The 23,839-nt window shown below is 57.0% G+C and carries 27 protein-coding genes; 16 read left to right on the top strand and 11 right to left on the bottom strand.

Going from position 1 to position 23,839, the window contains the following annotated elements; genetic code table 11:
- Positions 1 to 2: 2 nt before the first annotated feature.
- Positions 3 to 620, bottom strand: coding sequence for a response regulator (locus tag FZF21_RS02800; protein WP_017383872.1), 618 nt, complete (start codon positions 618 to 620; stop codon positions 3 to 5).
- 179 nt (positions 621 to 799) lie between these two features.
- Entirely contained in the window at positions 800 to 1,186 is a 387-nt protein-coding gene (locus tag FZF21_RS02805; protein ID WP_017383871.1) for a VOC family protein, read from the bottom strand.
- Between the two features lie 88 nt (positions 1,187 to 1,274).
- Between FZF21_RS02805 and FZF21_RS02810 the strand changes: the two genes are divergently transcribed.
- Both FZF21_RS02810 and FZF21_RS02815 read left to right on the top strand, forming a co-directional pair.
- Complete coding sequence (locus FZF21_RS02810) at positions 1,275 to 1,877, top strand: ATP-dependent Clp protease proteolytic subunit (RefSeq protein ID WP_015572566.1); 603 nt, start codon at positions 1,275 to 1,277, stop codon at positions 1,875 to 1,877.
- Positions 1,878 to 2,011: 134 nt separating this feature from the next.
- Positions 2,012 to 3,133: a cupin domain-containing protein gene (locus FZF21_RS02815; RefSeq protein WP_015572567.1), complete on the top strand. Its 1,122-nt coding sequence runs from the start codon at positions 2,012 to 2,014 to the stop codon at positions 3,131 to 3,133.
- Between the two features lie 38 nt (positions 3,134 to 3,171).
- Here the strand turns inward: FZF21_RS02815 and FZF21_RS02820 are convergent, their stop codons facing one another.
- The gene (locus FZF21_RS02820) at positions 3,172 to 3,357 is read right to left on the bottom strand and encodes a DUF2767 domain-containing protein (RefSeq protein ID WP_149121082.1); all 186 of its coding nucleotides are present in this window, start codon (positions 3,355 to 3,357) and stop codon (positions 3,172 to 3,174) included.
- Between the two features lie 219 nt (positions 3,358 to 3,576).
- Here FZF21_RS02820 and FZF21_RS02825 point away from each other — a divergent pair, with 219 nt between their 5' ends.
- The 3 genes from FZF21_RS02825 (at position 3,577) to foxA (ending at position 7,132) form a co-directional block, all read left to right on the top strand.
- A complete protein-coding gene (locus tag FZF21_RS02825) occupies positions 3,577 to 3,810 on the top strand; it encodes a DUF2171 domain-containing protein (RefSeq protein WP_003863067.1) in 234 nt (77 codons plus the stop codon).
- Between the two features lie 135 nt (positions 3,811 to 3,945).
- A complete protein-coding gene (locus tag FZF21_RS02830) occupies positions 3,946 to 4,902 on the top strand; it encodes an AraC family transcriptional regulator (RefSeq protein WP_149121081.1) in 957 nt (318 codons plus the stop codon).
- Between the two features lie 121 nt (positions 4,903 to 5,023).
- The gene (gene foxA, locus FZF21_RS02835; protein ID WP_149121080.1) at positions 5,024 to 7,132 is read left to right on the top strand and encodes a ferrioxamine B receptor FoxA; all 2,109 of its coding nucleotides are present in this window, start codon (positions 5,024 to 5,026) and stop codon (positions 7,130 to 7,132) included.
- A 76-nt stretch (positions 7,133 to 7,208) separates the two neighbouring features.
- On the opposite strand, the gene FZF21_RS02840 is transcribed toward foxA, so the two are convergent.
- Complete coding sequence (locus tag FZF21_RS02840; RefSeq protein WP_026080655.1) at positions 7,209 to 8,624, bottom strand: PLP-dependent aminotransferase family protein; 1,416 nt, start codon at positions 8,622 to 8,624, stop codon at positions 7,209 to 7,211.
- Positions 8,625 to 8,800: 176 nt separating this feature from the next.
- On the opposite strand from FZF21_RS02840, the gene FZF21_RS02845 reads away from it, so the two are divergent.
- Positions 8,801 to 8,962 carry a DUF1127 domain-containing protein gene (locus FZF21_RS02845; protein WP_003863073.1) on the top strand — a complete coding sequence of 54 codons (162 nt, stop codon included), beginning with the start codon at positions 8,801 to 8,803 and terminating at the stop codon, positions 8,960 to 8,962.
- A gap of 85 nt (positions 8,963 to 9,047) precedes the next feature.
- Here the strand turns inward: FZF21_RS02845 and FZF21_RS02850 are convergent, their stop codons facing one another.
- Positions 9,048 to 10,436: a PLP-dependent aminotransferase family protein gene (locus tag FZF21_RS02850; protein WP_017694575.1), complete on the bottom strand. Its 1,389-nt coding sequence runs from the start codon at positions 10,434 to 10,436 to the stop codon at positions 9,048 to 9,050.
- 102 nt (positions 10,437 to 10,538) lie between these two features.
- On the opposite strand from FZF21_RS02850, the gene FZF21_RS02855 reads away from it, so the two are divergent.
- The 6 genes from FZF21_RS02855 (at position 10,539) to FZF21_RS02880 (ending at position 15,063) form a co-directional block, all read left to right on the top strand.
- Complete coding sequence (locus FZF21_RS02855; protein ID WP_010427243.1) at positions 10,539 to 11,018, top strand: carboxymuconolactone decarboxylase family protein; 480 nt, start codon at positions 10,539 to 10,541, stop codon at positions 11,016 to 11,018.
- 259 nt (positions 11,019 to 11,277) lie between these two features.
- Complete coding sequence (locus tag FZF21_RS02860; RefSeq protein WP_015572574.1) at positions 11,278 to 11,601, top strand: antibiotic biosynthesis monooxygenase; 324 nt, start codon at positions 11,278 to 11,280, stop codon at positions 11,599 to 11,601.
- On the top strand, positions 11,594 to 12,313 hold the full coding sequence (locus FZF21_RS02865; RefSeq protein WP_047062293.1) for a winged helix-turn-helix domain-containing protein: 720 nt from the start codon (positions 11,594 to 11,596) through the stop codon (positions 12,311 to 12,313). Before FZF21_RS02860 ends, FZF21_RS02865 begins: the two co-directional genes overlap by 8 nt.
- Positions 12,314 to 12,462: 149 nt before the next feature.
- The gene (locus FZF21_RS02870) at positions 12,463 to 12,933 is read left to right on the top strand and encodes a MarR family transcriptional regulator (protein WP_023303035.1); all 471 of its coding nucleotides are present in this window, start codon (positions 12,463 to 12,465) and stop codon (positions 12,931 to 12,933) included.
- A complete protein-coding gene (locus tag FZF21_RS02875; protein WP_026094404.1) occupies positions 12,930 to 13,997 on the top strand; it encodes an HlyD family secretion protein in 1,068 nt (355 codons plus the stop codon). Before FZF21_RS02870 ends, FZF21_RS02875 begins: the two co-directional genes overlap by 4 nt.
- Positions 13,987 to 15,063 carry a DUF2955 domain-containing protein gene (locus FZF21_RS02880; protein ID WP_015572578.1) on the top strand — a complete coding sequence of 359 codons (1,077 nt, stop codon included), beginning with the start codon at positions 13,987 to 13,989 and terminating at the stop codon, positions 15,061 to 15,063. Before FZF21_RS02875 ends, FZF21_RS02880 begins: the two co-directional genes overlap by 11 nt.
- Here FZF21_RS02880 and FZF21_RS02885 read toward each other — a convergent pair.
- The gene (locus FZF21_RS02885) at positions 15,060 to 16,331 is read right to left on the bottom strand and encodes a DUF445 domain-containing protein (protein WP_015572579.1); all 1,272 of its coding nucleotides are present in this window, start codon (positions 16,329 to 16,331) and stop codon (positions 15,060 to 15,062) included. The two genes, FZF21_RS02880 and FZF21_RS02885, sit on opposite strands and share 4 nt — an antisense overlap.
- 169 nt (positions 16,332 to 16,500) lie before the next feature.
- Between FZF21_RS02885 and FZF21_RS02890 the strand changes: the two genes are divergently transcribed.
- Together FZF21_RS02890 and FZF21_RS02895 are read left to right on the top strand one after the other, a co-directional pair.
- Positions 16,501 to 16,788 carry a BrnT family toxin gene (locus FZF21_RS02890; RefSeq protein ID WP_015572580.1) on the top strand — a complete coding sequence of 96 codons (288 nt, stop codon included), beginning with the start codon at positions 16,501 to 16,503 and terminating at the stop codon, positions 16,786 to 16,788.
- On the top strand, positions 16,775 to 17,077 hold the full coding sequence (locus FZF21_RS02895) for a BrnA antitoxin family protein (RefSeq protein WP_017694570.1): 303 nt from the start codon (positions 16,775 to 16,777) through the stop codon (positions 17,075 to 17,077). The genes FZF21_RS02890 and FZF21_RS02895 overlap by 14 nt, the downstream gene beginning before the upstream one ends.
- 28 nt (positions 17,078 to 17,105) lie before the next feature.
- Here the strand turns inward: FZF21_RS02895 and FZF21_RS02900 are convergent, their stop codons facing one another.
- Together FZF21_RS02900 and FZF21_RS02905 are read right to left on the bottom strand one after the other, a co-directional pair.
- Complete coding sequence (locus tag FZF21_RS02900; protein ID WP_047736941.1) at positions 17,106 to 17,744, bottom strand: LysE family translocator; 639 nt, start codon at positions 17,742 to 17,744, stop codon at positions 17,106 to 17,108.
- Positions 17,745 to 17,782: 38 nt separating this feature from the next.
- On the bottom strand, positions 17,783 to 18,535 hold the full coding sequence (locus tag FZF21_RS02905) for an AraC family transcriptional regulator (protein WP_017383861.1): 753 nt from the start codon (positions 18,533 to 18,535) through the stop codon (positions 17,783 to 17,785).
- A gap of 153 nt (positions 18,536 to 18,688) precedes the next feature.
- On the opposite strand from FZF21_RS02905, the gene FZF21_RS02910 reads away from it, so the two are divergent.
- Positions 18,689 to 20,059: an NAD-dependent succinate-semialdehyde dehydrogenase gene (locus tag FZF21_RS02910; RefSeq protein WP_015572583.1), complete on the top strand. Its 1,371-nt coding sequence runs from the start codon at positions 18,689 to 18,691 to the stop codon at positions 20,057 to 20,059.
- Positions 20,060 to 20,239: 180 nt separating this feature from the next.
- Here the strand turns inward: FZF21_RS02910 and FZF21_RS02915 are convergent, their stop codons facing one another.
- Positions 20,240 to 20,785 carry a YfaZ family outer membrane protein gene (locus tag FZF21_RS02915; protein ID WP_006810254.1) on the bottom strand — a complete coding sequence of 182 codons (546 nt, stop codon included), beginning with the start codon at positions 20,783 to 20,785 and terminating at the stop codon, positions 20,240 to 20,242.
- Positions 20,786 to 21,196: 411 nt separating this feature from the next.
- Here FZF21_RS02915 and FZF21_RS02920 point away from each other — a divergent pair, with 411 nt between their 5' ends.
- Positions 21,197 to 22,555 carry an esterase-like activity of phytase family protein gene (locus tag FZF21_RS02920; RefSeq protein ID WP_045330235.1) on the top strand — a complete coding sequence of 453 codons (1,359 nt, stop codon included), beginning with the start codon at positions 21,197 to 21,199 and terminating at the stop codon, positions 22,553 to 22,555.
- A 54-nt stretch (positions 22,556 to 22,609) separates the two neighbouring features.
- Here FZF21_RS02920 and yjiA read toward each other — a convergent pair whose 3' ends face one another.
- Together yjiA and FZF21_RS02930 are read right to left on the bottom strand one after the other, a co-directional pair.
- Positions 22,610 to 23,563: a GTPase gene (gene yjiA, locus FZF21_RS02925; protein WP_045141645.1), complete on the bottom strand. Its 954-nt coding sequence runs from the start codon at positions 23,561 to 23,563 to the stop codon at positions 22,610 to 22,612.
- A gap of 10 nt (positions 23,564 to 23,573) precedes the next feature.
- Entirely contained in the window at positions 23,574 to 23,777 is a 204-nt protein-coding gene (locus tag FZF21_RS02930) for a YbdD/YjiX family protein (RefSeq protein ID WP_003856610.1), read from the bottom strand.
- Positions 23,778 to 23,839 lie beyond the last annotated feature (62 nt).

Below are 23,839 nucleotides of genomic sequence, written 5' to 3' on the forward strand. Positions count from 1 at the left end.
GGTTATTCCGCTGGCTGATGTTTGGTCAGGCGCTCGACGGCCCTGACCAGTTCAGCCACGGAGCGGACCTGCATTTTCTCCATCACCCGGCGGCGGTGCACTTTCACCGTAATCTCACTGACGCCCAGCTCGGCGGCGATCTGCTTGTTGAGCTTGCCGCTGACGGCCAGCTCAAGCACCTCATGCTCGCGCGGCGTGAGGGACAGATGGCGCTGTTTCAGGGCGTAGTGCTCTTTGACGCGGGCGGCGTTGTGCTGTGCCAGCCTGAGCGCGGATTCGATAGAGCCGATGAGCGCGCTGGATTCAACGGGCTTAGTGAGAAATTCGTAGGCCCCGCCTTTGATCGCCCGGACGGACATAGGGATGGTGCCGTGGCCGGTGAGAAAGATGATCGGTATTTCCCGCCCGCTGTCTTTCAGCGCATCTGCGACATCAAACCCGGTTATCGTGGGCATTTGCATATCGAGGATCACGCAGGAGGGCAGATCTTCAAAGGGATGGCTGAGAAAGGCCTCTGCTGAGGAAAAGCCAAGGGCATGTATATCCGCAGATTCCAACAGCCTGACAACGGACTGCCTGACTGTGTCATCGTCATCAACCACATAAACAATGTGTTCCATTCACCGCCCCGGTGTTGATTTAAATGTCGAGGATGTAAACAGTCACTATGGCTACGTAAGAGACTGTTTATGCTGACTTTCATCTTAACACATTAAATATCATTATCATTTAGCAATATGATAACCATATGAAGTATAGCGAGCTGGAGCGGAGGCGATGAAGGAACGAAACGCTGTTTTTATGCACCGACAAGCTCAATACGGTTGCCGTCCGGGTCCGCAATCACCGCTTCATAGAAACCGTCCCCGGTCATACGCGGGGCGCTGAGCAGGGAGCCGCTTGCCTGCGCCTGCGCTGCCATACTGTCCACCTGCGCTTTGCTGCCGACGTTGATGGCGATATGCGCCCAGCCGACAAATTCCGGGTGCGAAGGTGCACTGGGCAGGCCCGGCAGCGTCATCAGCTCGATGGTCGGCCCGTCATCCAGGGTAATAAAGTGAGATTTAAACCCCGGACGATTTTTGCTGACGTAGCGGTCATTACTGCGGCCGCCAAACACCGTTTCCCAGAACTGAACCTGCGCGTCCAGGCTGCGGGTCCAGAGTGCGACATGTGCAATATTCATAAGATCCCTCGTTATTTGTCTGTGAGGACTTTCACCGGTAAAACAGGCTACACTCTGGTTTTGAGCGCGACAAGCTGAGGAAACAACAATGCACTACACACTGAAAGAAAGCGACAAGGAAAAAGCGGAAGGAACAAACGGCGCGGGCGCTCTACAGCAAAAATTGCTGGAATCCCGTTCGATTGTCATCTCCGGAGAGATTAACCAGGAGCTGGCCCAGAAGGTCATCACTCAGATGATCCTGCTGCAAAGCGTCAGCAACGATCCGATCAAGCTGTACATCAACAGTCAGGGCGGCCATGTAGAAGCGGGCGACACCATCCACGACTTCATTAAGTTTATCCGTCCGGAAGTGCATGTGATCGGCACCGGTTGGGTGGCGAGCGCCGGGATCACCATCTTCCTGGCGGCGAAAAAAGAGCACCGCTACGCTCTGCCGAATACCCGCTTTATGATCCACCAGCCGCTGGGCGGCGTGCGCGGTCAGGCAACGGATATCGAAATCGAAGCGCGCGAGATCATCCGCATGCTGGAGCGCGTGAACAAGCTGATTGCTGACGCCACCGGCCAGCCGCTGGAGAAAGTGAAGAAAGACACCGACCGTAACTTCTGGATGTCACCGGCGGAAGCGCTGGACTACGGCATCGTGGGTAAACTGATTACCCATTATGACGAGCTGAACCTGGATTAAGTTTAAGCCCGCGTGTGCGTCGGGTGACGGCTTCGCCTTACCCGACCTACGCGCGCTCGATTGACCCATGACAAGTTCCCCCCTCGCTGTCTCTTCTATAATCGCGCCTGTCTCCCCTCTCACTGGTGCTACCCATGGCGTATCAACTGAACCTGAACTGGCCGGAATTTCTTGAAAAATACTGGCAAAAACAACCCGTTGTGCTGAAAAATGCCTTCCCGAATTTTGTCGACCCCATTACCCCTGATGAACTGGCGGGTCTGGCGATGGAGCCGGAAGTTGATAGCCGCCTGGTAAGCCATGCTAACGGCAAGTGGCAGGCGAGCAATGGCCCGTTTGAGCATTTCGATAACCTCGGTGAAACCGGCTGGTCCCTGCTGGCGCAGGCGGTGAACCACTGGCATATGCCCGCAGCAGAGCTGGTGCGTCCGTTCCGCGTCCTGCCGGACTGGCGTCTTGATGACCTGATGATCTCCTTCTCCGTCCCGGGTGGCGGCGTTGGGCCGCATATCGATCAGTACGATGTGTTTATTATCCAGGGGATGGGCAGCCGCCGCTGGCGCGTGGGGGACAAGCTGCCGATGCGTCAGTTCTGTCCGCATCCGGCCCTGCTGCATGTCGATCCGTTTGAGCCGATCATCGACGAAGATCTGGCCCCGGGCGATATCCTCTACATTCCGCCTGGATTCCCGCATGACGGCTTCACCCATGAAACCGCGCTCAACTACTCTGTCGGTTTCCGCGGGCCGAACGGTCGCGATCTGATCAGCAGCTTTGCCGACTACGCGCTGGAGAACGATCTGGGCGGCGAACATTACAGCGATCCGGATCTGACCTGCCGCGAACACCCTGGCCGCGTGGAGCAGTACGAGCTCGATCGCATTCGCCAGATGATGATCGACATGATTAGCAAGCCAGATGATTTTACGAAATGGTTTGGCAGCTTCGTCTCCACGCCGCGTCACGAGCTGGATATTGCCGCCGCCGAGCCGCCGTATTCCGCAGAAGAGGTGCTCGACGCGCTGCAAGGGGGCGAAACGCTCTCCCGCCTGAGCGGGCTGCGCGTGCTGAACATCAACGGCAGTGTCTTTATCAACAGCGAACAGCTGGAAACGGCGGATGTGAACGGTGCGGATGCGCTGTGCCGCTTCACCGAGCTCGGCCAGGCTGAGCTGGGCGATGCGCTGAATAATCCGGCGTTTGTGGAAGAGCTGACCGGTTTGATTAATCAGGGCTACTGGTTCTTCGACGAGTAACAGCAGGCGGCGTTTAGTCAGGCTAAACGCCGCCAGGTTCAAACCAGCATATTACAGGCCTTCCAGTAGTTAAGAAGCCGCTCATCGTCGCGCTCTTTCTCCGCTTTGATTTTCATCGCATGGGCGAGATTTTCTCGCGATACTTCATGGCCTTTTTGCACGATGTCTAAAACCGCTTCACCAAGAGCCAGTGAAATTTCTGCCCGATTATTGCGAATCGTCATAAATACCTCCTCGTTGGTTGCGATAATTTAATTATGAACGGGAAATAATCAGCCGGTAATAATTCATCTCATTCTTATTTTTTCATTTCGGCGTTAAGTAGACTTAATATTCGGTTCTGTCAATGATGTTTCAAAATGCTAATAAGACGTTTAAGCCTGAATTTATGCGCTACAGTTAATTTCGTGCAACAGGCAAATAACCGAAACAGGAGAATAATTATGGTAGATAAAAGCGCAATTAAGGATCACACTCAGGTTGTCGCCAGCTGCGGAACGCACGTCGGGGTTGTGGACCATCTTGATGGTGAGCGTATCAAGCTTGCGAAGAGCGATCCGGAATCGGGCGGCAAGCACCACTTTATTCCTCTCGGCTGGGTTGATAAGGTCGAAGATAATAAAGTTGTCCTGACCAAAAACCATAAAGAGGTTTTTGCTGAGTGGCAGGAAGCATAAATATATTTCTCGCAAGGAAATATATGCCTTCGCTCCGGCTTCGTCCGGAGCGTAATAGTGTCTGCGCCCGGTGATTGCTGCCATTACAAATGGATGGTACTGTTTTGCCTGTCCTTTCCCCGATGCAGGCCCCAAATGATGCTCCAGAGTGAAAATAGATCAGCGAAACGCATATTTTTTGTTGAAGATTTTCAGGTATTCGGCGAGCGCTACGGCATCGACTACCGTTTCCCCCAGTTAAAAGAGGCGCAGGTCAGCTGTAGCCCCGTGTTGCAGGGGAATGTTGAAGAGATGATGCTCTCGTCCGGCATTTCGCTGACCCACTCCGACGTACGTGTATTACAGCCCTATGAAACCACCTCTCGCCACAGCAGCCCGCTCTATATGCTGGTGGTGCTGGAAGGGTGCGTGACGCTCACGCTCAATGGTATCGATTATCCCGTCCGCCCGGGCATGGCGTTCAGCTCACGTCTGAGTGAAGATCAGGTGATGAGCGCGCGTCACGATGCCGACAGCACGCTGAAAACGCTCTCGTTTGGCGTCTACCCGCACGATGCCGGACGTGAAGCCCTGCTTGAGTCATTGCTTCTGGAATGGCAAAGCCTGAATGCACCCGCGTTTGTCTGGCAGGTTCCCGAGTTTGTGATGTCAGGTATTCTGCATGCGCAGCGGCAGGGGGGAAGCGTGCTCTCGCGCAGGCTGCTGCTGGAGGGGCTGATGTATCAGCTGCTCGGTCACGGCCTCAACCAGCGCCAGCAGCCTTGCCCGCGCCGGCCTGAGCATGAGCGTCTTGAACGCGTGCGGAGCCTGCTGGAACAGTCTCCTGAACGGGATCATACTCTCGCGCAGCTGGCAGCCCTTGCCGCAATGAGCCCAAGCAGCCTGCGCAGCAAGTTCCGTCAGCGCTACGGCTGCACGCTTTTCGATTACCTTCGCGACTGTCGCCTTGCGCTGGCGCGCCGCTATCTGCTGGAAGGCCACAGCGTGCAGCAGGCGGCTTGGATGTGCGGGTATCAGCATGCCACCAACTTTGCCACCGCGTTTCGTCGTCATTACGGGATTTCACCGGGGGACGTGCGCAAACTCCGCTAACGTAATTTCTCCTGTCGCGCGAATGCATTCCGTGTGGTTTAGCATCGCGCATACGTAACCTGGCGGCACGCATAGCCGTTTGCACTCTCAAAAAGGTAATAATTCTTATTAACAATAAGAAATATCTCTGGAGAGGGTTATGTTTGCTAAATCGCGTCTGGCACTGCTGGTGGGATGGGTTACCGGTAGCGTTGCTTTTCCTTTACTGGCGCAGGATGCCCAAAAAACTGACACCGTGGTGGTGACCTCGCAGATGCAGTCTGCGGCCACCAAGCTTGAAACACCGGATATTGAAACCCCGCAGTCGGTCTCTATCGTCACTCGCGAGCAGTTCGAAGAGCAGGGCGCAACCAGCGTGCGTCAGGCCGTGAGCTACACGCCGGGGGTCTACAGCAACCAGATCGGGGCGTCAAACCGCTTTGACTACATGGTGCTGCGCGGCTTCTCGGACGGCAGCCTGGACAACGTCTACCTCGACGGCCTGAAGATGATGGGCGACACCAACTCCCACAGCTCGCTGGTGGTTGACCCGTGGTTCCTGGACAGTATCGAAGTCGTGCGCGGTCCGGCCTCCGTGCTCTATGGCCGCTCATCGCCGGGCGGGATTGTGGCGCTCACCTCCCGTAAGCCATCGTTCGATCCTGGCGGGGAGATCAAGCTCTTCGCCGGTAACAATAACCAGCGTGGGGCGATGTTCGACGTCACTGGCCCGGTTGATGATAACGACCGCGTGGCGGTGCGCCTCAGCGGGATGACCCGCTATGCCGATTCCCAGTTCGATCCGCTGAAGGAAGAGCGTTACGCCCTGATGCCGAGCCTGACCTGGCGTATCACCGACAACACCCGTCTGGATCTGATGGCCTACCTGCACCGCGATCCGGAAGGCGGCAGCCACTCCGGCCTGCCATATGAGGGCACCGTTGTACCGCACAGCGGTAAGAAATTCTCCAACACCTTCTTCGAGGGCGAGGACGATTACGACAAGTACGATCGTCGGGAAAACATGGTCGGCTATAACATCGAGCACCTGTTTGACAGCGGCTGGTCCGTGCGCCAGAAGCTGCGCTACCTGCACACCAAAGTCGAGCTGAACCAGGTGTATGCCGCAGGCTGGCTGAATGACACCGAGCTGAACCGCGGCTATTCCGGCTCCGACGAGAAGATGAACGCCATCACCCTGGATAACCAGGTCGACGGCAGCTTCGATACCGGGGCGGTAAACCACCGCGTGCTGATCGGCATGGACTACCAGGACCGCACCAACAACGTCACTGGCTACTACGGCGGCTTCCCGCCGATTGACGCTTTCCATCCTGTTTACGGCGCGAAGCCGGACTACATCACCCAGTACAGCAGGGAAAAACACAAGCTGCGCCAGACCGGCTACTACCTACAGGATCAGATGTCCATTGACCGCTGGCGCCTCACGCTGGGCGGGCGTTACGACCAGGTGAGCGTGTCGAACGTCGACAACTTCAACCACACCCGCAGCGATCTGGATAAAAATAACTTCAGCAGCCGCGCGGCGCTGCTGTATCTGTTTGATAACGGCGTCGCGCCGTACGTCAGCTACTCTACCGCCTTTACGCCGACCAGCTTTGCCGACGAGCAGGGCAACATTTTGGATCCGATGAAGGGCAAGCAGTGGGAAGCGGGTGTGAAGTATGAGCCGGAGGGGATGAACAGCCAGTTCAGCGCCTCGGTGTTCCGCATTAACCAGAAGAACATTGCCACTAAAGAGGAGCCGACCGATCCGTACCGTTCCATCGGTGAAATCGAATCCGAAGGCGTTGAACTGGAGGCGATTGGTCAGCTGACCGACAGCCTGCGTATGCAGGCCGCGTACACCTACACGGATATTCGCTACAAGAAGAGCAGCCCGGAAGAGGAGGGCAAGCGCGCCGTTTATGCCCCGCGTAACATGGCCAGCGCCTGGCTGAGTTACGACGTCAAAACCGGCCCTCTGGACGGCCTGACCGTCGGCTCCGGCGTGCGCTATGTCAACGGAATCGCCAGCGATCGCCAGAACACCCATACGCTTCCGTCGTACACGCTGGTGGATATGACCGTGGGGTATGACCTGTCGAAAGTGGGGCTCACGGGCGTGAGCGCGCAGTTGAACGTCAATAACCTGACGGACAGAAGCTACGTCGCGGCGTGTAACTCGCTCTCTTACTGCTACTTCGGTGCAGAACGCAGCATTGTTGGCAGCGTTTCGTGGAAGTTCTGAGTCGTTGACCATTGCCCGGTGGCGGTTTCCACCCTCTCCCTTTGGGAGAGGGTTGGGGTGAGGGCAACAGGCCGCACTACTCCTCCATCGCAATCACAATTGCCTCGCCCATCTTCCTCAGCGCTTCGCGGTTCTTCTCCGTCGGCGGCAACGCCACGTTGATCCGCAGGCAGTTGCGGTACTTCCCGGAGGCAGAAAACAGCGACCCGGCCGCAGCCTGGATCTTCAGACGGCACAGCTGCTTGCTGACGCACACCATATCGACCGTCTCCGGCAGCTCAACCCACAGCAGGAAGCTTCCCTGCGGGCGGGTGACGCATATCTCTGCCGGAAAATACTGCCGCACCCAGCAGGTATAGGTTTCCATATTCTGCTGATAAATCTGACGCATACGGCGCACGTGGCGATGGTAATGGCCGTCGCGAATAAACGCCGCCACCGCCATCTGCGTGCCCGGCACGTTAAACCCGCCCGCGGCGTACTTCATGTGCATCACCCGGTCGTAATAGCGCCCCGGCACGATCCAGCCGACGCGCAGGCCCGGCGCCACGGTTTTGGTAAACGAGCTGCATAAGAGCACGCGGCCATCTATGTCCATAGAATGAATGGTGCGCGGACGCGGGTACTCCGCCGCCAGCTCGCCGTAAATGTCATCCTCAACAATCACGATATCGTGCCGCTGTGCCAGGGCTAAGACCTGCTTCTTGCGAGACTCCGGCATGATAAACCCGAGCGGGTTATTGCAGTTCGGCACCAGGATCACCGCCTTGATCGGCCATTGCTCCAGCGCCAGCTCTAACGCCTCGATGCTGATCCCGGTCTCGGGATCGGTGGGAATTTCAATGGCCTTGATGTCAAAGCCGCGCAGCATCTGCATGGTGCCGTGAAACGATGGTGACTCGACCGCCACGATGTCACCCGGCTTGCACACCGAGAGCAGAGCGATCGACAGCGCGCCGTGGCAGCCGTTGGTGATGACAATCTCGTTTGCCGCCACGGTGGAGCCGCCATCCAGCATCAGACGGGCGATTTGCTCGCGTAGCTCCAGGCGCCCGTCGAGCACGTCATAGCTCAGCATTTCGCCCGGATTATGCTGCGCAATGCGGCTCATCTCACGCCACAGCGGCTTTAGGCTCGGTTGGTTAATGTCCGGTGAGCCGCCGCCAAAGGAGATCATCTCTTTGTCGGCGCGGGCGTCCAGCAGCATCATCACTTCGTCCCACTGGGTGACGTCCACGGGGCGCTGTACCGGGCGCGTCATCGCCGGGACGGGCGGCTGGGCTTTGCGTTTCGAGACAAAATAGCCGGAGCGCGGCTGAGGCGTAATCAGCTGGCGGTTTTCGAGGATCTGGTAGGCCTGCTGTATGGTGCTGATGCTCACGCCGTGCTCCTGGCTCAGCGTGCGTACCGACGGCAGACGTTCACCGCTGCGATACAGCCCTTGTTCGATACGTTCCGCCAGGAGGTTGGCCAGATGTTGATAGCGCGTCATGCTGTATCCTTTTTTTTCACCATACAGAGCATTAAACCAGTACAGATTGATGGGTAAACCACCATGCAGATACCGTTTTAGCGGATCTGTATGGTAAACAAAAGCAGTTTTTGAATCTGTATTGTACTTGTCGTTTTCCATGATGATAACTCCACTGGCACAGCGAGGAGAGCATCATGGAATTCTACGAGAATCGTTCAAAACGTCCGTTTATCGCGTTTGTCTGGGTAGCGAAAACGCTGCGTAACTGGTATCGCATCAACCGTACCCGCCGTATTCTGAGCCAGATGAGCGACGAGCAGCTCAAGGACGTCGGGTTATCGCGATATGATGTGTGAGCATAGGGTTGCCCGGTGGCGCTACGCTTACCGGGCCTACAGGAGACCGTAGGCCGGGTAAGGCGCAGCCGCCACCCGGCGGTTTTCAGCTCAACAGCGCAAGCGTCTGCCGTTTCGGCCTTTCCAGCAGCTCAACCGCCTCCTGATATGACCGCACGTTGTTATAGCCCATCACCAGCCCGTAGCGTTTGCCCGACCCGCGATACCACGCCGAAAGCGCATTGACCTGCAATTGCTGTTCCTGCCAGCAGCGGGCGATCTCCCGGTCAGCGCTTCCCTTTGCGAGGAACGCGACAATATGCATTCCACCGTCGTTTTGCTCGGTGAAGAACAGATCACCATAGACCTCACGCAGGGCGGCAATCATCCAGTCGCGGCGGGTTTGATAGAGCGCGCGCATCTTTTTCAGATGACGGAAAAAATGCCCCTCGTTGAGAAAGGCTGTGAGGATCTTTTGCGTCAGCACCGGCTGGCCGCTGGTGAGGATGTCCGCGCTGTCGGTAAACGCGCCGACGGTGCTGGCGGGCATCACCACGTAGCCCATGCGCAGTGAAGGCATGATGGTTTTGCTGAAGGTGCCCATAAAGATCACCCTGTCATGCTGGTCGAGGCTTTTCAGCGACGGCAGCACTTTGCGGGTGTAGTGAAATTCGCCGTCATAGTCATCTTCGATAATCCATGCCTCGTTTTGTGACGCCCAGTCGAGCAGCTGCTGCTTGCGCGGCAGGGAGAGCGTCACCGCCAGCGGACTCTGGTGCGACGGGGTAACGATGGCGAAGCGGGCATCGTGGTGATTACGCAGCAGGTAGTCCGTATCCATCCCTGCGCGATCGACCGGCACGGTGTGCAGGCGGGGCACAATGCGCTTGAGCAACTGCTGGCCCATAAAGTAGCCCGGATCCTCAAATACCACCTTATCGCTGCGGCTGGCGAGCGTGTCGAGGATCAGGCGCAGGCTGCCGCTGTAGCCGCTGGTGATCAGCACCTGTTCTGCGGTGCAGGACAACCCGCGCGAGATATTGAGATAGCGGGCAATTGCCTCGCGCAGCGGATACCAGCCCAGCACCGGCGGGTTGAGCATTTCATCCTGACGCATGGCGCGCGTCGCCTGGCCTGCCAGCAGCAGCCATTTTTTATAGGGGAAGCTGTCGAGCGCGGGAATGCCGGGGCGCAGAAAACCGGCCCGTTCGCGCTGGCTAATCAACGACGCCGGCAGCGTGCCGGTCGCTTGTTCTGCCGGAGCGTTTTGCGCGGGCAGCAGAAGATCCGGATTCACCCGCGTGCCGCGCGCGCCCTGGCTTACCAGATATCCTTCCCCCGTCAGAATGGCATAGGCTGTTTCAACGGTTTTTCGCGCGACCTTAAGCTCTTCAGCCAGCACGCGGATGGCAGGCACTTTGTCGCCGGGCTTCAGTACGCCGCGCGTGATGTTATCGCGATAGCGGGTATAAATGTCGTGATAGCCTGGCTTCATGTCCTACCTCATTTCAGGTTTTTTGTGTCTTTTTACTATGTCATTAACGGCGTAGATTTGCCTCATCGCATGATAAAAACCGCACAAAAAAGAGGAAAGACAATGAGCACCCGCGTAAACCACCACAAAGCCACACCTGCACTCGCCAACGCGCTTTCCGCCCTGAGCATGGAAGTGGCGAAAACCTCCATTGATCCGGCGCTGAAGCACCTGATCGACATTCGCGTCTCGCAGCTGAACGGCTGTACCTTCTGCCTGGATATGCATTCGAAAGAGGCCAAAATTGCCGGCGAGCGCGAGCTGCGCCTGTACCATCTGGCGGCATGGCGCGAGTCGCCGCTGTTCAGCGCCCGCGAGAAAGCCGCGCTGGCCTTCACCGAAGCGCTGACCCAGATTGGCGTTCACGGCGTGAGCGACGCGCTGTACCGCAGCGTGGCGGAGCACTTCTCGGACGTGGAGATTTCAGAGCTGAACTTCGCCATCGTAGCGATCAACGCCTGGAACCGCCTGGGCATTACCTCCCGCATGGAGCCGGGCTCGCTGGATGCGGCATATGGGCTGAACAAGGCTAACCTGGAGTAATCCCGCGCTCGCGGATTATCGCCACCAGCACCCGTAAGCCTGGCGGGACGTGACGATGGCGAGTGGGGGATTCGGGCGTTTATGGAGCCGAGGTCGATTGTGGGTTAAACCCTGCCCGGTGGCGCTACGCTTACCGGGCCTACAAAACACCGTAGGCCGGATAAGCGCAGCGCCATCCGGCAAACACTTCGCTCCATACCGAAGCATCCACACCATTAGTCCCGCATTCTCTCCATATCATCACAACGGAGAGACCTTCATGATCGCAGTCCTTTTCGAAGCTAAAGCTGCACCGGCGCATCAGGCGCGCTATCTTCAACTTGCCGCAGAGCTTAAGCCTTTGCTGGCCGATATCGACGGCTTTATTGATATCGAACGGTTCCAGAGCCTGACGACCGACGGCAAAATCCTGTCCCTTTCCTGGTGGCGGGATGAAGAGGCCGTCCGCCGCTGGAAGCAGAATGTCTTCCATCAGGCCGCGCAGGCCGAAGGCCGGGCGTCGATTTTTTCTTTCTACCGTATTCGCGTGGCGCAGCTGATGCGGGAGTACAGCTCCGAAACGGGAGGGCACGCGCATGTATGACGTTCATGTGATTTTCGACAACAGGCCCGGCGAGCAGGGTGAAATTGCGGCGGCGCTGGAACAGGCCATTGCCGCTGTAGCGGCTACAATGGCCGATCCGTCGCGCGTGAAGATGCTCTGTGCTCTGATGGACGGGCGGGCGTGGACGGCTACAGAGCTGAGCGTGGCGGCAGACGTTGCGCCGTCGACCGCCAGTGGGCATCTCGCGCGGCTGTTGGAGGGAAAGTTGATTACCTGCCTGTCTCAGGGGCGGCATCGCTACTATCGCCTGGCGGGACACGACGTGGCGGCGCTTGTCGAGCAGATGATGGGGCTCTCCTGGAGCCGCATCACGCCGCCGGAAACCTCCGCGCCAAAAGCCCTGCGCGAAGCACGAACCTGCTACGACCATCTTGCCGGAACGGTGGCGGTGCATATCTATGAATTCATGCAGGCGGAAGGCTGGCTTGAGGCAGACGGTTCAGCGCTCACGCTACATGGCCGCGAGCAGTTTCTGAAGCTTGGTATTCCGTTAAATCCCAATACCCGTCGCAAGGCGTGCTGCGCCTGCCTGGACTGGAGCGAGCGGCGGTTTCATCTGGGGGGAGAGGCCGGCGCGGCGCTGCTCATCCACATGGAAAGCAAAGGTTGGCTCCAGCGGGTGGCGGGGTACAGGGAGGTGGTGGTGACGGCTTCGGGGAAAAGTGCCGTCAGGAAGCATTTTAGCCGCTAAACGCCGTTGCGGGCTGATGCCCTCACCCCGACCCTCTCCCACAGGGAGAGGGAGAACATCGTTTCGCAATTCCTGCGCTTTAACTTCTCGTTTCTTGATACTTACCCTGATAACTATTATCGTAATGGCGTACTACGAGAGGATTCCCCATGAGTGAAGAAGATCTGTTTAGCCGCAGGCCGATGGGCATGCGGATGGCGATGATCGTGCGTCAGTGGCGCGCAGTCATCGACGACGCCATTCTCGACACCGGGTTAACCCAGTCGAGCTGGACGGTGATGATGCAGCTTCATCAACTCGGGGATAACGTCTCGGTCAGCGAGCTGGCGGAAGTGCAGGGGATTGAACTGCCTCCGCTAATGCGTACGCTGACACAGCTGGAAAAGCAGGGCTACCTGCTGCGCACCGTCTCGCCGTATGACAAGCGTATCCGGCTGCTGACGCTGACGCCTGAGGGAAAAGCCATTCTTGAAAGGCTCTCTCAGGTGATTGAGACGTATCAGGCGCGCGTATCGCAAAACATCGCGCCGGAACATATCAATATTTTCAGCGCCACACTCAATCAAATCGCCTGCAATTTGCGGACAATCCGCGAAGAAGATAATAAGACCGAAAAATAATGACTCCTGAACAAAAGTTTGCCCGCTGGGTAAGGGTGAGTATTGCCTCTTTCCTGCTGATGTTTGTCTACTTTATCGTCGCGGATATCTGGATCCCGCTGACGCCGGACTCCACCGTGATGCGCGTGGTGACCCCGGTGTCTGCCCGCGTCTCCGGGTATGTGGCGGCGGTACATGTCCACAACAATAGCCAGGTTAAGAGAGGCGATCTGCTGTTTGAGCTCGACGCCACGCCGTTTCGCAATAAGGTCGAAGCGGCGCAGATTGCGCTGGAACAGGCGCGTCTGTCTAACGATCAGCTGGACGCGCAGATTGCCGCGGCGCAGGCCAGCCTGAAAACCGCGGTGCTGACGGCGCGTAATGACAAAGTGACCTTCGACCGCTACCAGAAACTGAGTACCTTGCAGAACGTGTCGCAGGCGGATCTGGATAAGGTCCGTACCACCTGGCAGAGCAGCGAGCAGTCCGTCAGCTCGATTCAGGCGAATATTCATAACCTGCGCATTCAGCGCGGCGAGCGGGATGAGCACCGCAACGTGACGCTGCAAAAATACCGTAACGCGCTGGATGAAGCGGAGCTGAATCTTGGCTGGACGAAGGTCTACGCCGAGGCGGACGGCACGGTCAGTAACCTGCAATTAAGCCCCGGTTTTTACGCCTCGTCCGGTTCGGCTGCGCTGGCGCTGGTGAACACCCGGATCGATATCGTGGCGGATTTCCGCGAGAAGAGCCTGCGGCATACCCACCAGGGGACCGACGCCGCCGTGGTGTTTGACGCCTTCCCGGGGCAAGTTTTCCGTGCCCACGTCACCAGCAGCGACGCGGGGATCCTCGCCGGACAGGAGGCCGTAAACGGTCAACTTTCTGAACCGGAAACCTCCAACCGCTGGGTGCGTGATGCCCAGCGTATGCGCATTCACGTGGCGCTGGACGAAGCCTTACCGAAGTCGCTGCCGACCGGCGCGCGCGCCACCGTGCAGCTCTACAATAGCGAAGGGCCGTTTGCGCGATTCTTCTCCGGGATGCAAATCCATCTGGTGAGCCTGCTTCACTATGTCTATTAGCACCCTGGCGCGGGTATTTACCCCGCACGGCAACATCGTCTATACGGCAAACGACTTTCGCCAGACCCTGCGTATCGTCTTTGCCGGGATGATTGCGCTCAGTATTTCGAGTTTCTACAACACCAGCTACGGCGTGTTTTTTGTGGTCTATCCGATCATGCTGCTCTCGCTGGTGCCGGTGTTTAACCGCCACGTGGCGAAGCAGTTTATCTTCAGCGCCTCGCTGAACTGCATCGAAATGGTGTTTATCATCGGCTATCTGTCCCAGTGGCCGGTCATTATGACGCTGGTGGTGTTTGCCCTGTACGTGATGCGTTTTCGCTTTATGAGTAAGGGACCGCTGTTCCTGTTCGGCTCGATGGGCGTGGTTTGCCAGAGCGTGATGCTCAACTTTATGAGCTACCCCACCACCAACTGGCACACGCTTTTATTCTCTAACATCGAAGCGAGCGTAATGGCGGTGTGCCTGAGCGCGCTGATGAACTACCTGCTGCCGGACGTGGAGCCGCGTAAGCCGCCGCCGCTGATCGAGAAAGATGACGCCCGCGTGCGCCACGAGTCTCTGCTCTCGGGCACCGTGGCGACGCTGATTTTCGTGGTGTTCCAGATGAGCGACTTAAGCGATTCGCTTTCGGCGCTGATGGCGGGCATTCTGATCCTGTTCCCGATGCACTATCGCGGATCGGTTATCAGCTCCATCTGGCGCGTAGTCGGCGTGGTGCTGGGGTGTCTTTATATCCTTGTCGTCCAGCTTATCCTCTACGATCACAGCAGCCATATGCTGCTGATGATGCCGCTGATTGGCCTTGGACTGGCGTTTGGCGCGCGTCTGCACGTAATGGAGAAGGTCGGCGCCGGGGTAGGCTTCGCCAGTATCACCACCATCGGCATTATGTTCGGGCAGAACATGCATCCGGACAGCGACCTGGTGTTCAGCGATCTGTACCGCATCACCTCCGTCACCTTCGCGCTGGTGGTCACGCTGACGATGGTCTTTCTGGTGCACCTGATCCTGAACCGCTTCGAGGCGACGCGCTACGTTATCGCGCCGCCAAAAGCAGATTAATGCCCCAGCACGGCGGGCAACTGCGAGAGCAGAAACAGGATCAGGCCAATTGTTCCGCCCACCAGGGTACCGTTAACGCGAATGAACTGAAGATCTTTACCGATATTGAGTTCTATCTGGCGTGACATGTCTTTGGCATCCCAGCTTTTCACCGTGTCGCTGATATGGCGCGTCAGGAACGCGGCGAAATCCGGCGCCACGCGGTGCGCGGCCTGCTCCAGATGCTCATTCAGCGACGCCCGCAGGCTGGCGTCGTTGGTCAGCGTTTCGCCAAACCACAGCCCGGCGTTGGCGATACGCTGCTTCACGCGGGAATCATCGCTCTGCATGTCATTTTTCAGCCACTGGCGCAGGTCAGCCCACATTTCCCCCAGATAGCGGTTAAAGGCTTCGTCATTCTTCAGGTAGTGTTTGATATTCTCGGCTTTCGCCGTCATCTCCGGATCGTTTTTCAGATTGTCGATGAACTTGATCGTGGCGCGGTCAAACGCCTGACGGATCTGGTGCGTGCGGTCGTGGCTGATATCGTCCAGCAGAGTGTTCACCGCGTTCGACACCATCTCCGCGCTTTGATCGCCCAGCCACTCGGTGGGCAGCACCATCGCCTTGCGCGGATGCTCGGTCTTAAGCCAGTGGACGATCTGGTCGGCAATAAATTCCCGCGTGCTTTCCCGCTGAATCAGGGTAATCAGGCGGTTGATGATGGCGTCCAGCAGCACCTGGTGACGGTTGTTTTTGGTCATGCTTTCCAGCATGACGGCGCTGGTCTCGGTTAGATCGACCTTGTCGATAGCCTTGTGGACGGCGCGTTTGAGCAGGCGCTGAATGCGCCCATCGTCGGTAAGTTCCAGAAAACCGCTCATCACCTGCACCAGATGCTGCCCCACGCGCCGGGCGTTATCGGGCTGGCTGAACCAGGTCCCAATCATCTGTGCGGGCTCGTAGCGACGGATAAGATCGACAAGGGATTGCGTATCGAGAAACTTTTCCTGCACGAACTGGCCGAGATTGTCGCCGATGCGGTCTTTATTGCGCGGGATAATCGCCGTATGGCGCGAGATAAAGGGAATTGGCACCCGGCGGAACAGCGCGACAACGGCAAACCAGTCCGCCAGCGCGCCGACCATCGCCGCTTCGGCAATGGCCTTTACGCCGCGCACCCAGAAGGTTTGCGGCAGGAACAGGGTGGTGATAAACGCTGCGACGGCAATCAGCAGCAGCGACAGCGCGAGAAGCTTGGCGCGTTTGAGTTCGGTATGTTTTTCCATGGGTTAAGGATAGAGGGATACGGGGGAAAAGTGCAAAGCTGCACGAGGCCAGTCATCTCACTTTCTGGAATGCTCCTTCAGAAATCAAATCAAAACATTGTCTTTTTCGTTCAAATACTGCTCTGTTTGTATATGCTTTTTTGTATATACAATCAGGGAAGGGTACACTATGCCTATAGAGTATGAGTGGGATAGCAATAAGGCGAAAAGCAATCTGCAAAAACACGCCATTCGTTTTGAAGATGCAGTTCTGGTTTTTGACGATCCCTGCCATTTGTCTGTTCAGGATCGTTATGAAAACGGGGAGTTTCGCTGGCAAACCATTGGTCTTGTACAGGGCGTTATTGTCATTCTGGTCGCGCACACGGTACGTTTTGAAAGCGGGGATGAAATCATACGTATCATCAGTGCGCGTAAAGCGGATCGTAAAGAGAGGAGGCGTTATGAGCATCGTTAAACATAAACGCGGTAGTGCACCGGAAGTGAGTGCCCGCCGGGAGGCTGAACTCAAAGCGCTGGCGGATAAACCCGACAGGGAAATTGATTACAGCGATATACCGGCCACGGAGGATGATCGCTGGGCCGGTGCCGTGCGGGGAAAATTCTATCGACCGCTCAAAACTCAGGCATCAGTACGCATTGACGCCGACGTGATGGAGTGGCTTAAACGGCCAGGGAAAGGTTACCAGACGCGGCTTAATGCCATTTTGCGCGAGGCGATGCTGCGCGATCAGAACAAAAAATAACACAGGCAGCGTCAGGCTGCCTTTTCTCTCAGAGGATATTTGCCACTACCCGCCACAGCACCCACCCACCAAACCCCATCAACACCACCCCTGCCGTGCGCTCTATCAGCCAGAGCGAACGGCTGAGCTTTCGCTGAACCGCCGGTAACCCCATCAGCGATACCAGCGCCAGATCCCATACCAGCACCACCATCACCATCCAGACGCCGCAGGTCGCCTGCTGAAGCAGTGTGACGTCCGGCCCGAGTAACGCTGTCATTAGCGCCAGGTAGAACAACGCGTTTTTGGGATTTAACAGCGCCGAACCCAGCCCCAGCAGGATTTGCTTCCGCAGAGAAGGGCAGCGCTGGCGGGTTTCTTCCAGCGCCAGCGGCTGCGGGCGGCTGCGCACAAGATGCGAGCCAATCCACAGCAGGTACAGCGCGCCGGACAGTTCGATAAGCGTAAACAGCCACCCAAACTGGCGCAGCGCGCTCCAGCCGATAATCACCAGTAAGATATACAACCCGTTACCTGCTGCGATGCCGAGACACAATCCGGCGCTGCCGCGCAGCCGGTAGCGGGCGGCGTAGCCTACCAGCAGGAAGAAATCCGGGCCCGGGCTTAACAGGGCAACAAAATGGGCCAGCGCCAGGGCAAGAAAGGCGGAGGGAAATAACAGTTCCATAGCGACCTCAGTGACAAATCTGAGGTCACCTTACGACGTTACGTATCCTGATTATTGTCTGATATTGATCGGCCCGTGGCGTACTGGCGCGGCGTGGCAGCGGTATAATTCACGAAGGTCTTATGAAAATGACTCTGGTCGGCAAACCCGCTCTGGTAGCCCACGTCGGCGATATCATCCCCCGCGCGCAGCCGCGCTTTGGCGTACTCCACGCGCGAAATGTTGAGGAAACTGCCCGGCGTCAGGCCGGTATCCTGCCTGAAAGTGCGGATCAGCGTCTCCTTGCGCAGTGAGAATCGTTGGGCGAGTTCGTCAAGGGAAGGCGGTGCGGCAAGGTCGGAGAGTAACGCCTGCTGAACCTGCTGGCTGGTTGAGCGAGGTGCATTCATCTCACCCGCGCAACGGGGAAGGGCAGAAAGCAGGGTCTCCACGGATGCGGAGGACATCGTCCCGACAACGGCAAGAAAGTGCTTAAAGAGCGTGGGATCGCGAATAACCTGTAGCGCCAGGGGAAGATCGGTGTCGATATAGAGCATATGGTAACTGCGCGGCTTCCCGACAACGGGGTTGCAGCTGTGCGGGGCATAAGCCGGGATCATGATAAGATCACCGGGATCAAGAACGTACGCATTGCCATGACTTACGCAGCAGGTCTGGCCTTCCACAATCGCGCCGATGGAGAGCTGTGGATGGCAATGACGTTTATATGCCCGGGTGCTTTGCCACGTACTGCGCAGCTCAAGGCCTGCTGCGCGGTTAAAGGTCTGGCGGATGTGGCGGGTATCGGTCATAGGAACTCCATTGATGAGCATTTTTTATACCATGTCTGCGCATCGCCTGGCAGCGTCTTGTTAAGAACCCTCCGTATATACCCAACTTTACCTTCAAAGCCAGTCAGATTGACTACCCTTAATACCCTAAGCGGTAAAACAAGGAGATTCGATATGGCTTACCAGACAGTAAATCCTGCCACGAACCAGCTCATCAAAGAATATCCCTCTCACACTGACGCAGACGTTGAAGCGGCGCTGAAGGCAGCCGATGCGCTCTATCACTCCGACTGGGCGAAAGGCGACATAAGCCAGCGCCTGCCGGTGCTGCATAAGCTGGCGGACCTGATCGACGAACGCGTGGAGGATCTGGCGAAAATCGCCAGTCAGGAGATGGGTAAGCTCATCGAACAAAGCCGCGGCGAAGTGAAGCTGTGCGCGCAAATCGCCCGCTACTATGCGGACAACGCGAAGCAGTTCCTGGCCCCGGTGAAGTATGACTCTGAACTCGGGGAAGCATGGGTTGAACATCACCCCATCGGCGTGCTGATGGCCGTCGAGCCATGGAACTTCCCGTACTATCAGCTGATGCGCGTTCTGGCGCCAAACCTGGCAGCGGGCAACCCGGTGATCGCCAAGCACGCCAGCATCGTGCCGCACTGTGCAGAGACCTTTGCACAGCTGGTACGTGAAGCGGGCGCGCCGGAAGGGGCGTGGACCAACCTGTTTATCTCGTCCGAACAGGTGGCGAACATTATCGCCGACAATCGCGTACAGGGGGCGGCGCTGACCGGTTCAGAAAAAGCGGGTAGCGTGGTTGCGGCACAGGCTGCGAAGCACATCAAAAAATCGACCCTGGAACTGGGCGGGAACGACGTGTTCGTGGTGCTGGACGATGCCGACCTGGATAAAGCCGTGAAGATCGGCGTTAACGCGCGGCTGAACAATGCCGGGCAGGTCTGTACCGCGGCGAAGCGCTTTATCCTGCATGAAAAGATTGCAGACGCCTTCCTGAGCAAATTCACCGAGGCGTTTAAGCAGGTGAAAATTGGCGATCCGCTGGACGAAAGCACCACGCTGGGGCCTTTGTCATCCAAAGACGCGCTGGAGACGCTAACTAAACAGGTTAACGAGGCGGTGAAAAATGGCGCGAAGCTGCACCATGGCGGCAAGCCGGTTCAGCGTGACGGAAGCTTCTTTGAGCCGACGATCCTGACACATATCTCGCGCGATAACCCGGCGTACTTCGAGGAGTTCTTCGGTCCGGTAGCGCAGGTTTACGTGGTGAAAAGCGACGACGAAGCGGTCGCACTGGCTAACGATTCCCACTACGGTCTGGGCGGCGCGGTGTTCAGCCAGAACATCGAGCGCGCGAAGAAAATGGCGTCGCGCATTGAGACCGGGATGGTATACATCAACTGGCTCACCGACACTGCGGCAGAGCTGCCGTTCGGCGGCGTAAAACGTTCGGGTTACGGACGCGAGCTGTCGGACCTGGGGATCAAAGAGTTTGTGAACCAGAAGCTGGTGGTCGTTCGCAAGTAATGCGTTAATAAAAAAACCTGCCATCCGGCAGGTTTTTTATTAACGGTCGCATCGCCTTTCTTGCCGGGTGGCGCTGCGCTTACCCGGCCTACAATCAATGTGCAATAATTTTAATACATTGCACCCTTCATTGTAGGCCCGTGCAAGCGTAGCGCCGCCGGGCGAAACGCGCAAACAGGCTTAGAAGGACACTCCACCGCCTACATATGCACCATCGATCAGCGTGTGGTTTGGACGACCGTCTTTACCGTCTACGCTCACGTGGCGATAGCCCACTTTCAGCGTGACAGGTTTGACTGGCGTCCAGCTTACGCCGCCGTTAGCTTCAACATAGTTCTTCACGCTGTTGTTCAGGCCGTCTGGCGCCACATAACCTTCACCAAACACGTGAATGCTGTCCGTAAGCGCAACGTTAACGCCGCCGCCAATCGGGAATGCCACGCCGTTATCGCCTTTTTTCGGGCCGATGTAGATGGCTTTCGCGCCAGCATTCAGCATCACCGGACCCACTTCCAGGTTGTAGCCTGCCCCAACGCCGCCGGTCTGGGTGCCGTCATCGGTGTTTTTCAGCCAGTTGCTCTCCGCATACAGGCCGGATGAGGATTTCCCCATTTCCAGATTGAGGTTAGTAAAGTTTTTACCCTGCTCAATGCTGCCACCCATGGCCAGTGCGGAGCCCGATACGGCGGTCAGAGCAGAAAGGATCAGGATGTTAAGTTTTTTCATGAGTGTTTCCTCGTCATTAAATTAATCTGAGGGCACCTTAACAAGCGATGTTTATGACTGCAAATGTGATAGGTCTCGCATTTATATGCTGTTTGTGTTGGGTTTTTGAATGGTAAATGTTGATGAATTGTTTATATGGCAAATCGTCAATGTCCAATACATTCGCGTTTAGGGACAGTTTACATTCCTGGCTAAACGTAAAATGAACGAGGCGAAAATAGTCCTTCGCCATGAATTAATTGGGTTTCTAATAATTTCCAAAAGTATTTCAGCTGACACAGATAAAGACAGAGGTTTACATTTCTGGTGATTGATATACGTCCGTACGCGCCGCTTCGTTGCCATTACATGTCATTTTTCTGACACGTTTCTTCATTACGTTGTTGGCTTCACTTACTGGATGCTAACAATATGAAAAGAAAAATTATTCCTGTGCTAATCGGTTGTGCGCTCTCTTTCTCTGGCCTGGCGGCACAGCCAACCGCGGAGCGCTACGTCGTCAGCTTTCCCGAAGGCGCGCATGTCAAATACAGCGGTGCGTTTGCCAGCGCATTCCCGAACGGGCTCCCGGTGGGGATTGGTTCGGGTTTGTTATTCACGGGCAAGCAGGGCGATGCGCTGACGTTTGCGACCGTGACCGATCGCGGTCCTAACGCGGATTCGCCAAAAATGGGGAAAAACGATGCCAAAATCTTTGCTACCCCGGATTTCGCCCCGCTGCTGATGACGATCCGTGTGCTAAACGGCAAAGCGGAGGCCGTGGACGCGCGACCGCTGCATGACGATAAAGGCGAGATCAACGGCCTGCCGCTGCAAAGCGGCGTGATTGGATCTACCAATGAAGTCGCGCTAAGCGACACCTTAAAAGTGCTGAAAGGTGATAACCGCGGGCTGGATACGGAAGGCATCACGCCGGACGGTAAGGGCGGTTACTGGCTGTGCGATGAGTATGGCCCGTTCCTGATTAACGTCGACAGTAAAGGGAAAATCCTCGCGATCCACGGTCCGCAGGCGACGGAAGGGGAGAAATCCATCGCGGGCGGTCTGCCAAACGTTATCAAATGGCGTCAGGCAAACCGGGGCTTTGAAGGGCTGACCCGCATGCCGGACGGACGCATTATCGCCGCCGTGCAAAGCACGCTGGATATCGACGGGAAGAGCAAAAAACAGGCGCTGTTTACGCGTCTGGTGAGCTTCGATCCGGCGACCGGGAAAACCGCGATGTACGGCTACCCTGTCGACAGCGCGGCCTACAGCAAAAACAGCGACGCCAAAATCGGTGACATAGTGGCGCTGGATAACCACACCATCCTGCTGATTGAACAGGGCGAGGATAAAAATGACGCAATGCGTAACCTCATCTACAGGGTTGATCTGAGCAAGGCGAGCGATCTGGCGGCCTTCGACAAGCCGGGCGAATACCCGGAGTTTGATGATGAGAAAACGCTGGCGCAGCGCGGCATCACGCTTGCGGAAAAAACGCAGGTGGTCGATCTGCGTGCGCTAGGCTGGCAGCAGGAAAAGGCCGAAGGGCTGGCGCTGATTGACAGCAAAACGCTGGCGGTAGCGAACGATAATGACTTTGGCGTGAAGGTGGCGATGCAGAAGCCAGTCGAGGGCAAGAAGCTCAAGGATTATCGGGTGAACGCGCAGGGGGCGCTGACGCTGGATGACAAACCGGTTGAAACCACCCTCAGCGTGAAGCCGTTGAAGAAACCGGAGTCCGACAGCGAGCTGTGGATTGTGACGCTGCCGGAGGCGTTGAAATAAGTTCCCCCTCACCCTAACCCCCTCCCCGCGGGGGAGAGGGGATGATCGGTGGGGTTATTTCTTCAGCCCCGCAAACGCTGCCCGAATTTCTTCTTCCGGCAGCTGTATTCCAATAAACACCATCACGCTGTGCGGCGCCTCATCGTCCCACGGGCGATCCCAGTCGGCGCTGTACAGGCGCTGCACGCCCTGGAACAGCAGGCGGTTCGGCTCGCCGTCGATCCACAGCATCCCTTTATAGCGCAGCAGCTTGTCGGCAAATGACAGCAGCAGGTTCTCCATCACGCGGGAGACCTCGCTGATGTCCACCGGGTAGTCCAGCTCCACCACAATCGACGTCACGTCGTTTTGCTTGTCGGACATAAAGTGGAAGCGCGGTTTCGCGGTGACGTTCTCTTCCAGCATAAAGCCGTTGGTGTTGAACAGCTGGGCGAGATCGATATCGCCGTGCGTCACCGTGTAAACTGGCGCACGCGAGTTGATGCGCGTCAGGCGCTCGCGCAGTTTTTCGCTTTCACCCGCCACGTCGGTTTTGGTCAGCAGGATGCGGTCGGCGTAGCCAACCTGGGACTGGGCGATGGTGAACTGGTTCATCTGCTCGTCGGCATGGACCGCATCCACCAGAGCGATGACGCCGTCCAGCAGGTAGCGCTGGCAGATGATCTCATGAGAGAAAAAAGTCTGAATAATCGGGCCGGGGTCGGCCATGCCGGTGCACTCGATCACCAGACGGTCGAAGTCGATGTCACCGCGATCGCGGCTGTCGAGCAGGTCCAGCAGGGCGTCTTCTAATTCGTTAGAGCGGGTGCAGCAGATGCAGCCGTTGGTCAGGGTTTTGATCTGGGTGGCGCGGTCGCCAATCAGCTGATCGTCAACGGAGACTTCGCCAAATTCGTTTTCGATGACGGCGATTTTGAAGCCGTGCTGCTCGTTCAGAATGTGGCGCAGCAGGGTGGTTTTACCGGCGCCGAGGAAACCGGTCAGCAGGGTAACGGCAATCGGGGTCATGGTTTCTCCTTTAGCAGCAGCGGACGCCGCCTTCTCCACTTCCGCCGTAGCGCGCTTCCTGGCGCTCGCGGAAGAATTCAGTGTAGGTCATGTACGGCTTATCCGGATGGTTGGTCTTCATATGCTCAACGTAGTTGTCATAGTCCGGAATGCCAATCAGCATTTTCGCCGCCTGACCGAGGTATTTTTTTGCTTCGCCTAAGTTACCAAACATTGAGGGTTCCAGATAGAAGAAGCCCGGTGGCGCTACGCTTACCGGGCCTACAGTAACATGCT

Origin of the sequence: Enterobacter sp. LU1, from assembly GCF_008271405.2 — a bacterium.
In the GTDB taxonomy this organism is placed as follows: domain Bacteria; phylum Pseudomonadota; class Gammaproteobacteria; order Enterobacterales; family Enterobacteriaceae; genus Enterobacter; species Enterobacter hormaechei_C.

Excerpts from the sequence above, each read along its gene's own strand:
- FZF21_RS02820 (WP_149121082.1), bottom strand. The coding sequence starts at position 3,357 with ATGACGATTCGCAATAATCGGGCAGAAATTTCACTGGCTCTTGGTGAA.
- yjiA (WP_045141645.1), bottom strand. The coding sequence starts at position 23,563 with ATGACCCCGATTGCCGTTACCCTGCTGACCGGTTTCCTCGGCGCCGGT.
- FZF21_RS02915 (WP_006810254.1), bottom strand. The coding sequence starts at position 20,785 with ATGAAAAAACTTAACATCCTGATCCTTTCTGCTCTGACCGCCGTATCG.
- FZF21_RS02855 (WP_010427243.1), top strand. The coding sequence starts at position 10,539 with ATGAGCACCCGCGTAAACCACCACAAAGCCACACCTGCACTCGCCAAC.
- FZF21_RS02865 (WP_047062293.1), top strand. The coding sequence starts at position 11,594 with ATGTATGACGTTCATGTGATTTTCGACAACAGGCCCGGCGAGCAGGGT.
- FZF21_RS02805 (WP_017383871.1), bottom strand. The coding sequence starts at position 1,186 with ATGAATATTGCACATGTCGCACTCTGGACCCGCAGCCTGGACGCGCAG.
- FZF21_RS02845 (WP_003863073.1), top strand. The coding sequence starts at position 8,801 with ATGGAATTCTACGAGAATCGTTCAAAACGTCCGTTTATCGCGTTTGTC.
- FZF21_RS02850 (WP_017694575.1), bottom strand. The coding sequence starts at position 10,436 with ATGAAGCCAGGCTATCACGACATTTATACCCGCTATCGCGATAACATC.
- FZF21_RS02860 (WP_015572574.1), top strand. The coding sequence starts at position 11,278 with ATGATCGCAGTCCTTTTCGAAGCTAAAGCTGCACCGGCGCATCAGGCG.
- FZF21_RS02890 (WP_015572580.1), top strand. The coding sequence starts at position 16,501 with ATGCCTATAGAGTATGAGTGGGATAGCAATAAGGCGAAAAGCAATCTG.
- FZF21_RS02815 (WP_015572567.1), top strand. The coding sequence starts at position 2,012 with ATGGCGTATCAACTGAACCTGAACTGGCCGGAATTTCTTGAAAAATAC.
- FZF21_RS02895 (WP_017694570.1), top strand. The coding sequence starts at position 16,775 with ATGAGCATCGTTAAACATAAACGCGGTAGTGCACCGGAAGTGAGTGCC.
- FZF21_RS02800 (WP_017383872.1), bottom strand. The coding sequence starts at position 620 with ATGGAACACATTGTTTATGTGGTTGATGACGATGACACAGTCAGGCAG.
- FZF21_RS02870 (WP_023303035.1), top strand. The coding sequence starts at position 12,463 with ATGAGTGAAGAAGATCTGTTTAGCCGCAGGCCGATGGGCATGCGGATG.
- FZF21_RS02920 (WP_045330235.1), top strand. The coding sequence starts at position 21,197 with ATGAAAAGAAAAATTATTCCTGTGCTAATCGGTTGTGCGCTCTCTTTC.
- FZF21_RS02810 (WP_015572566.1), top strand. The coding sequence starts at position 1,275 with ATGCACTACACACTGAAAGAAAGCGACAAGGAAAAAGCGGAAGGAACA.
- FZF21_RS02840 (WP_026080655.1), bottom strand. The coding sequence starts at position 8,624 with ATGACGCGCTATCAACATCTGGCCAACCTCCTGGCGGAACGTATCGAA.
- FZF21_RS02825 (WP_003863067.1), top strand. The coding sequence starts at position 3,577 with ATGGTAGATAAAAGCGCAATTAAGGATCACACTCAGGTTGTCGCCAGC.
- FZF21_RS02830 (WP_149121081.1), top strand. The coding sequence starts at position 3,946 with ATGATGCTCCAGAGTGAAAATAGATCAGCGAAACGCATATTTTTTGTT.
- FZF21_RS02930 (WP_003856610.1), bottom strand. The coding sequence starts at position 23,777 with ATGTTTGGTAACTTAGGCGAAGCAAAAAAATACCTCGGTCAGGCGGCG.
- FZF21_RS02885 (WP_015572579.1), bottom strand. The coding sequence starts at position 16,331 with ATGGAAAAACATACCGAACTCAAACGCGCCAAGCTTCTCGCGCTGTCG.
- FZF21_RS02900 (WP_047736941.1), bottom strand. The coding sequence starts at position 17,744 with ATGGAACTGTTATTTCCCTCCGCCTTTCTTGCCCTGGCGCTGGCCCAT.
- FZF21_RS02910 (WP_015572583.1), top strand. The coding sequence starts at position 18,689 with ATGGCTTACCAGACAGTAAATCCTGCCACGAACCAGCTCATCAAAGAA.
- FZF21_RS02905 (WP_017383861.1), bottom strand. The coding sequence starts at position 18,535 with ATGACCGATACCCGCCACATCCGCCAGACCTTTAACCGCGCAGCAGGC.
- FZF21_RS02880 (WP_015572578.1), top strand. The coding sequence starts at position 13,987 with ATGTCTATTAGCACCCTGGCGCGGGTATTTACCCCGCACGGCAACATC.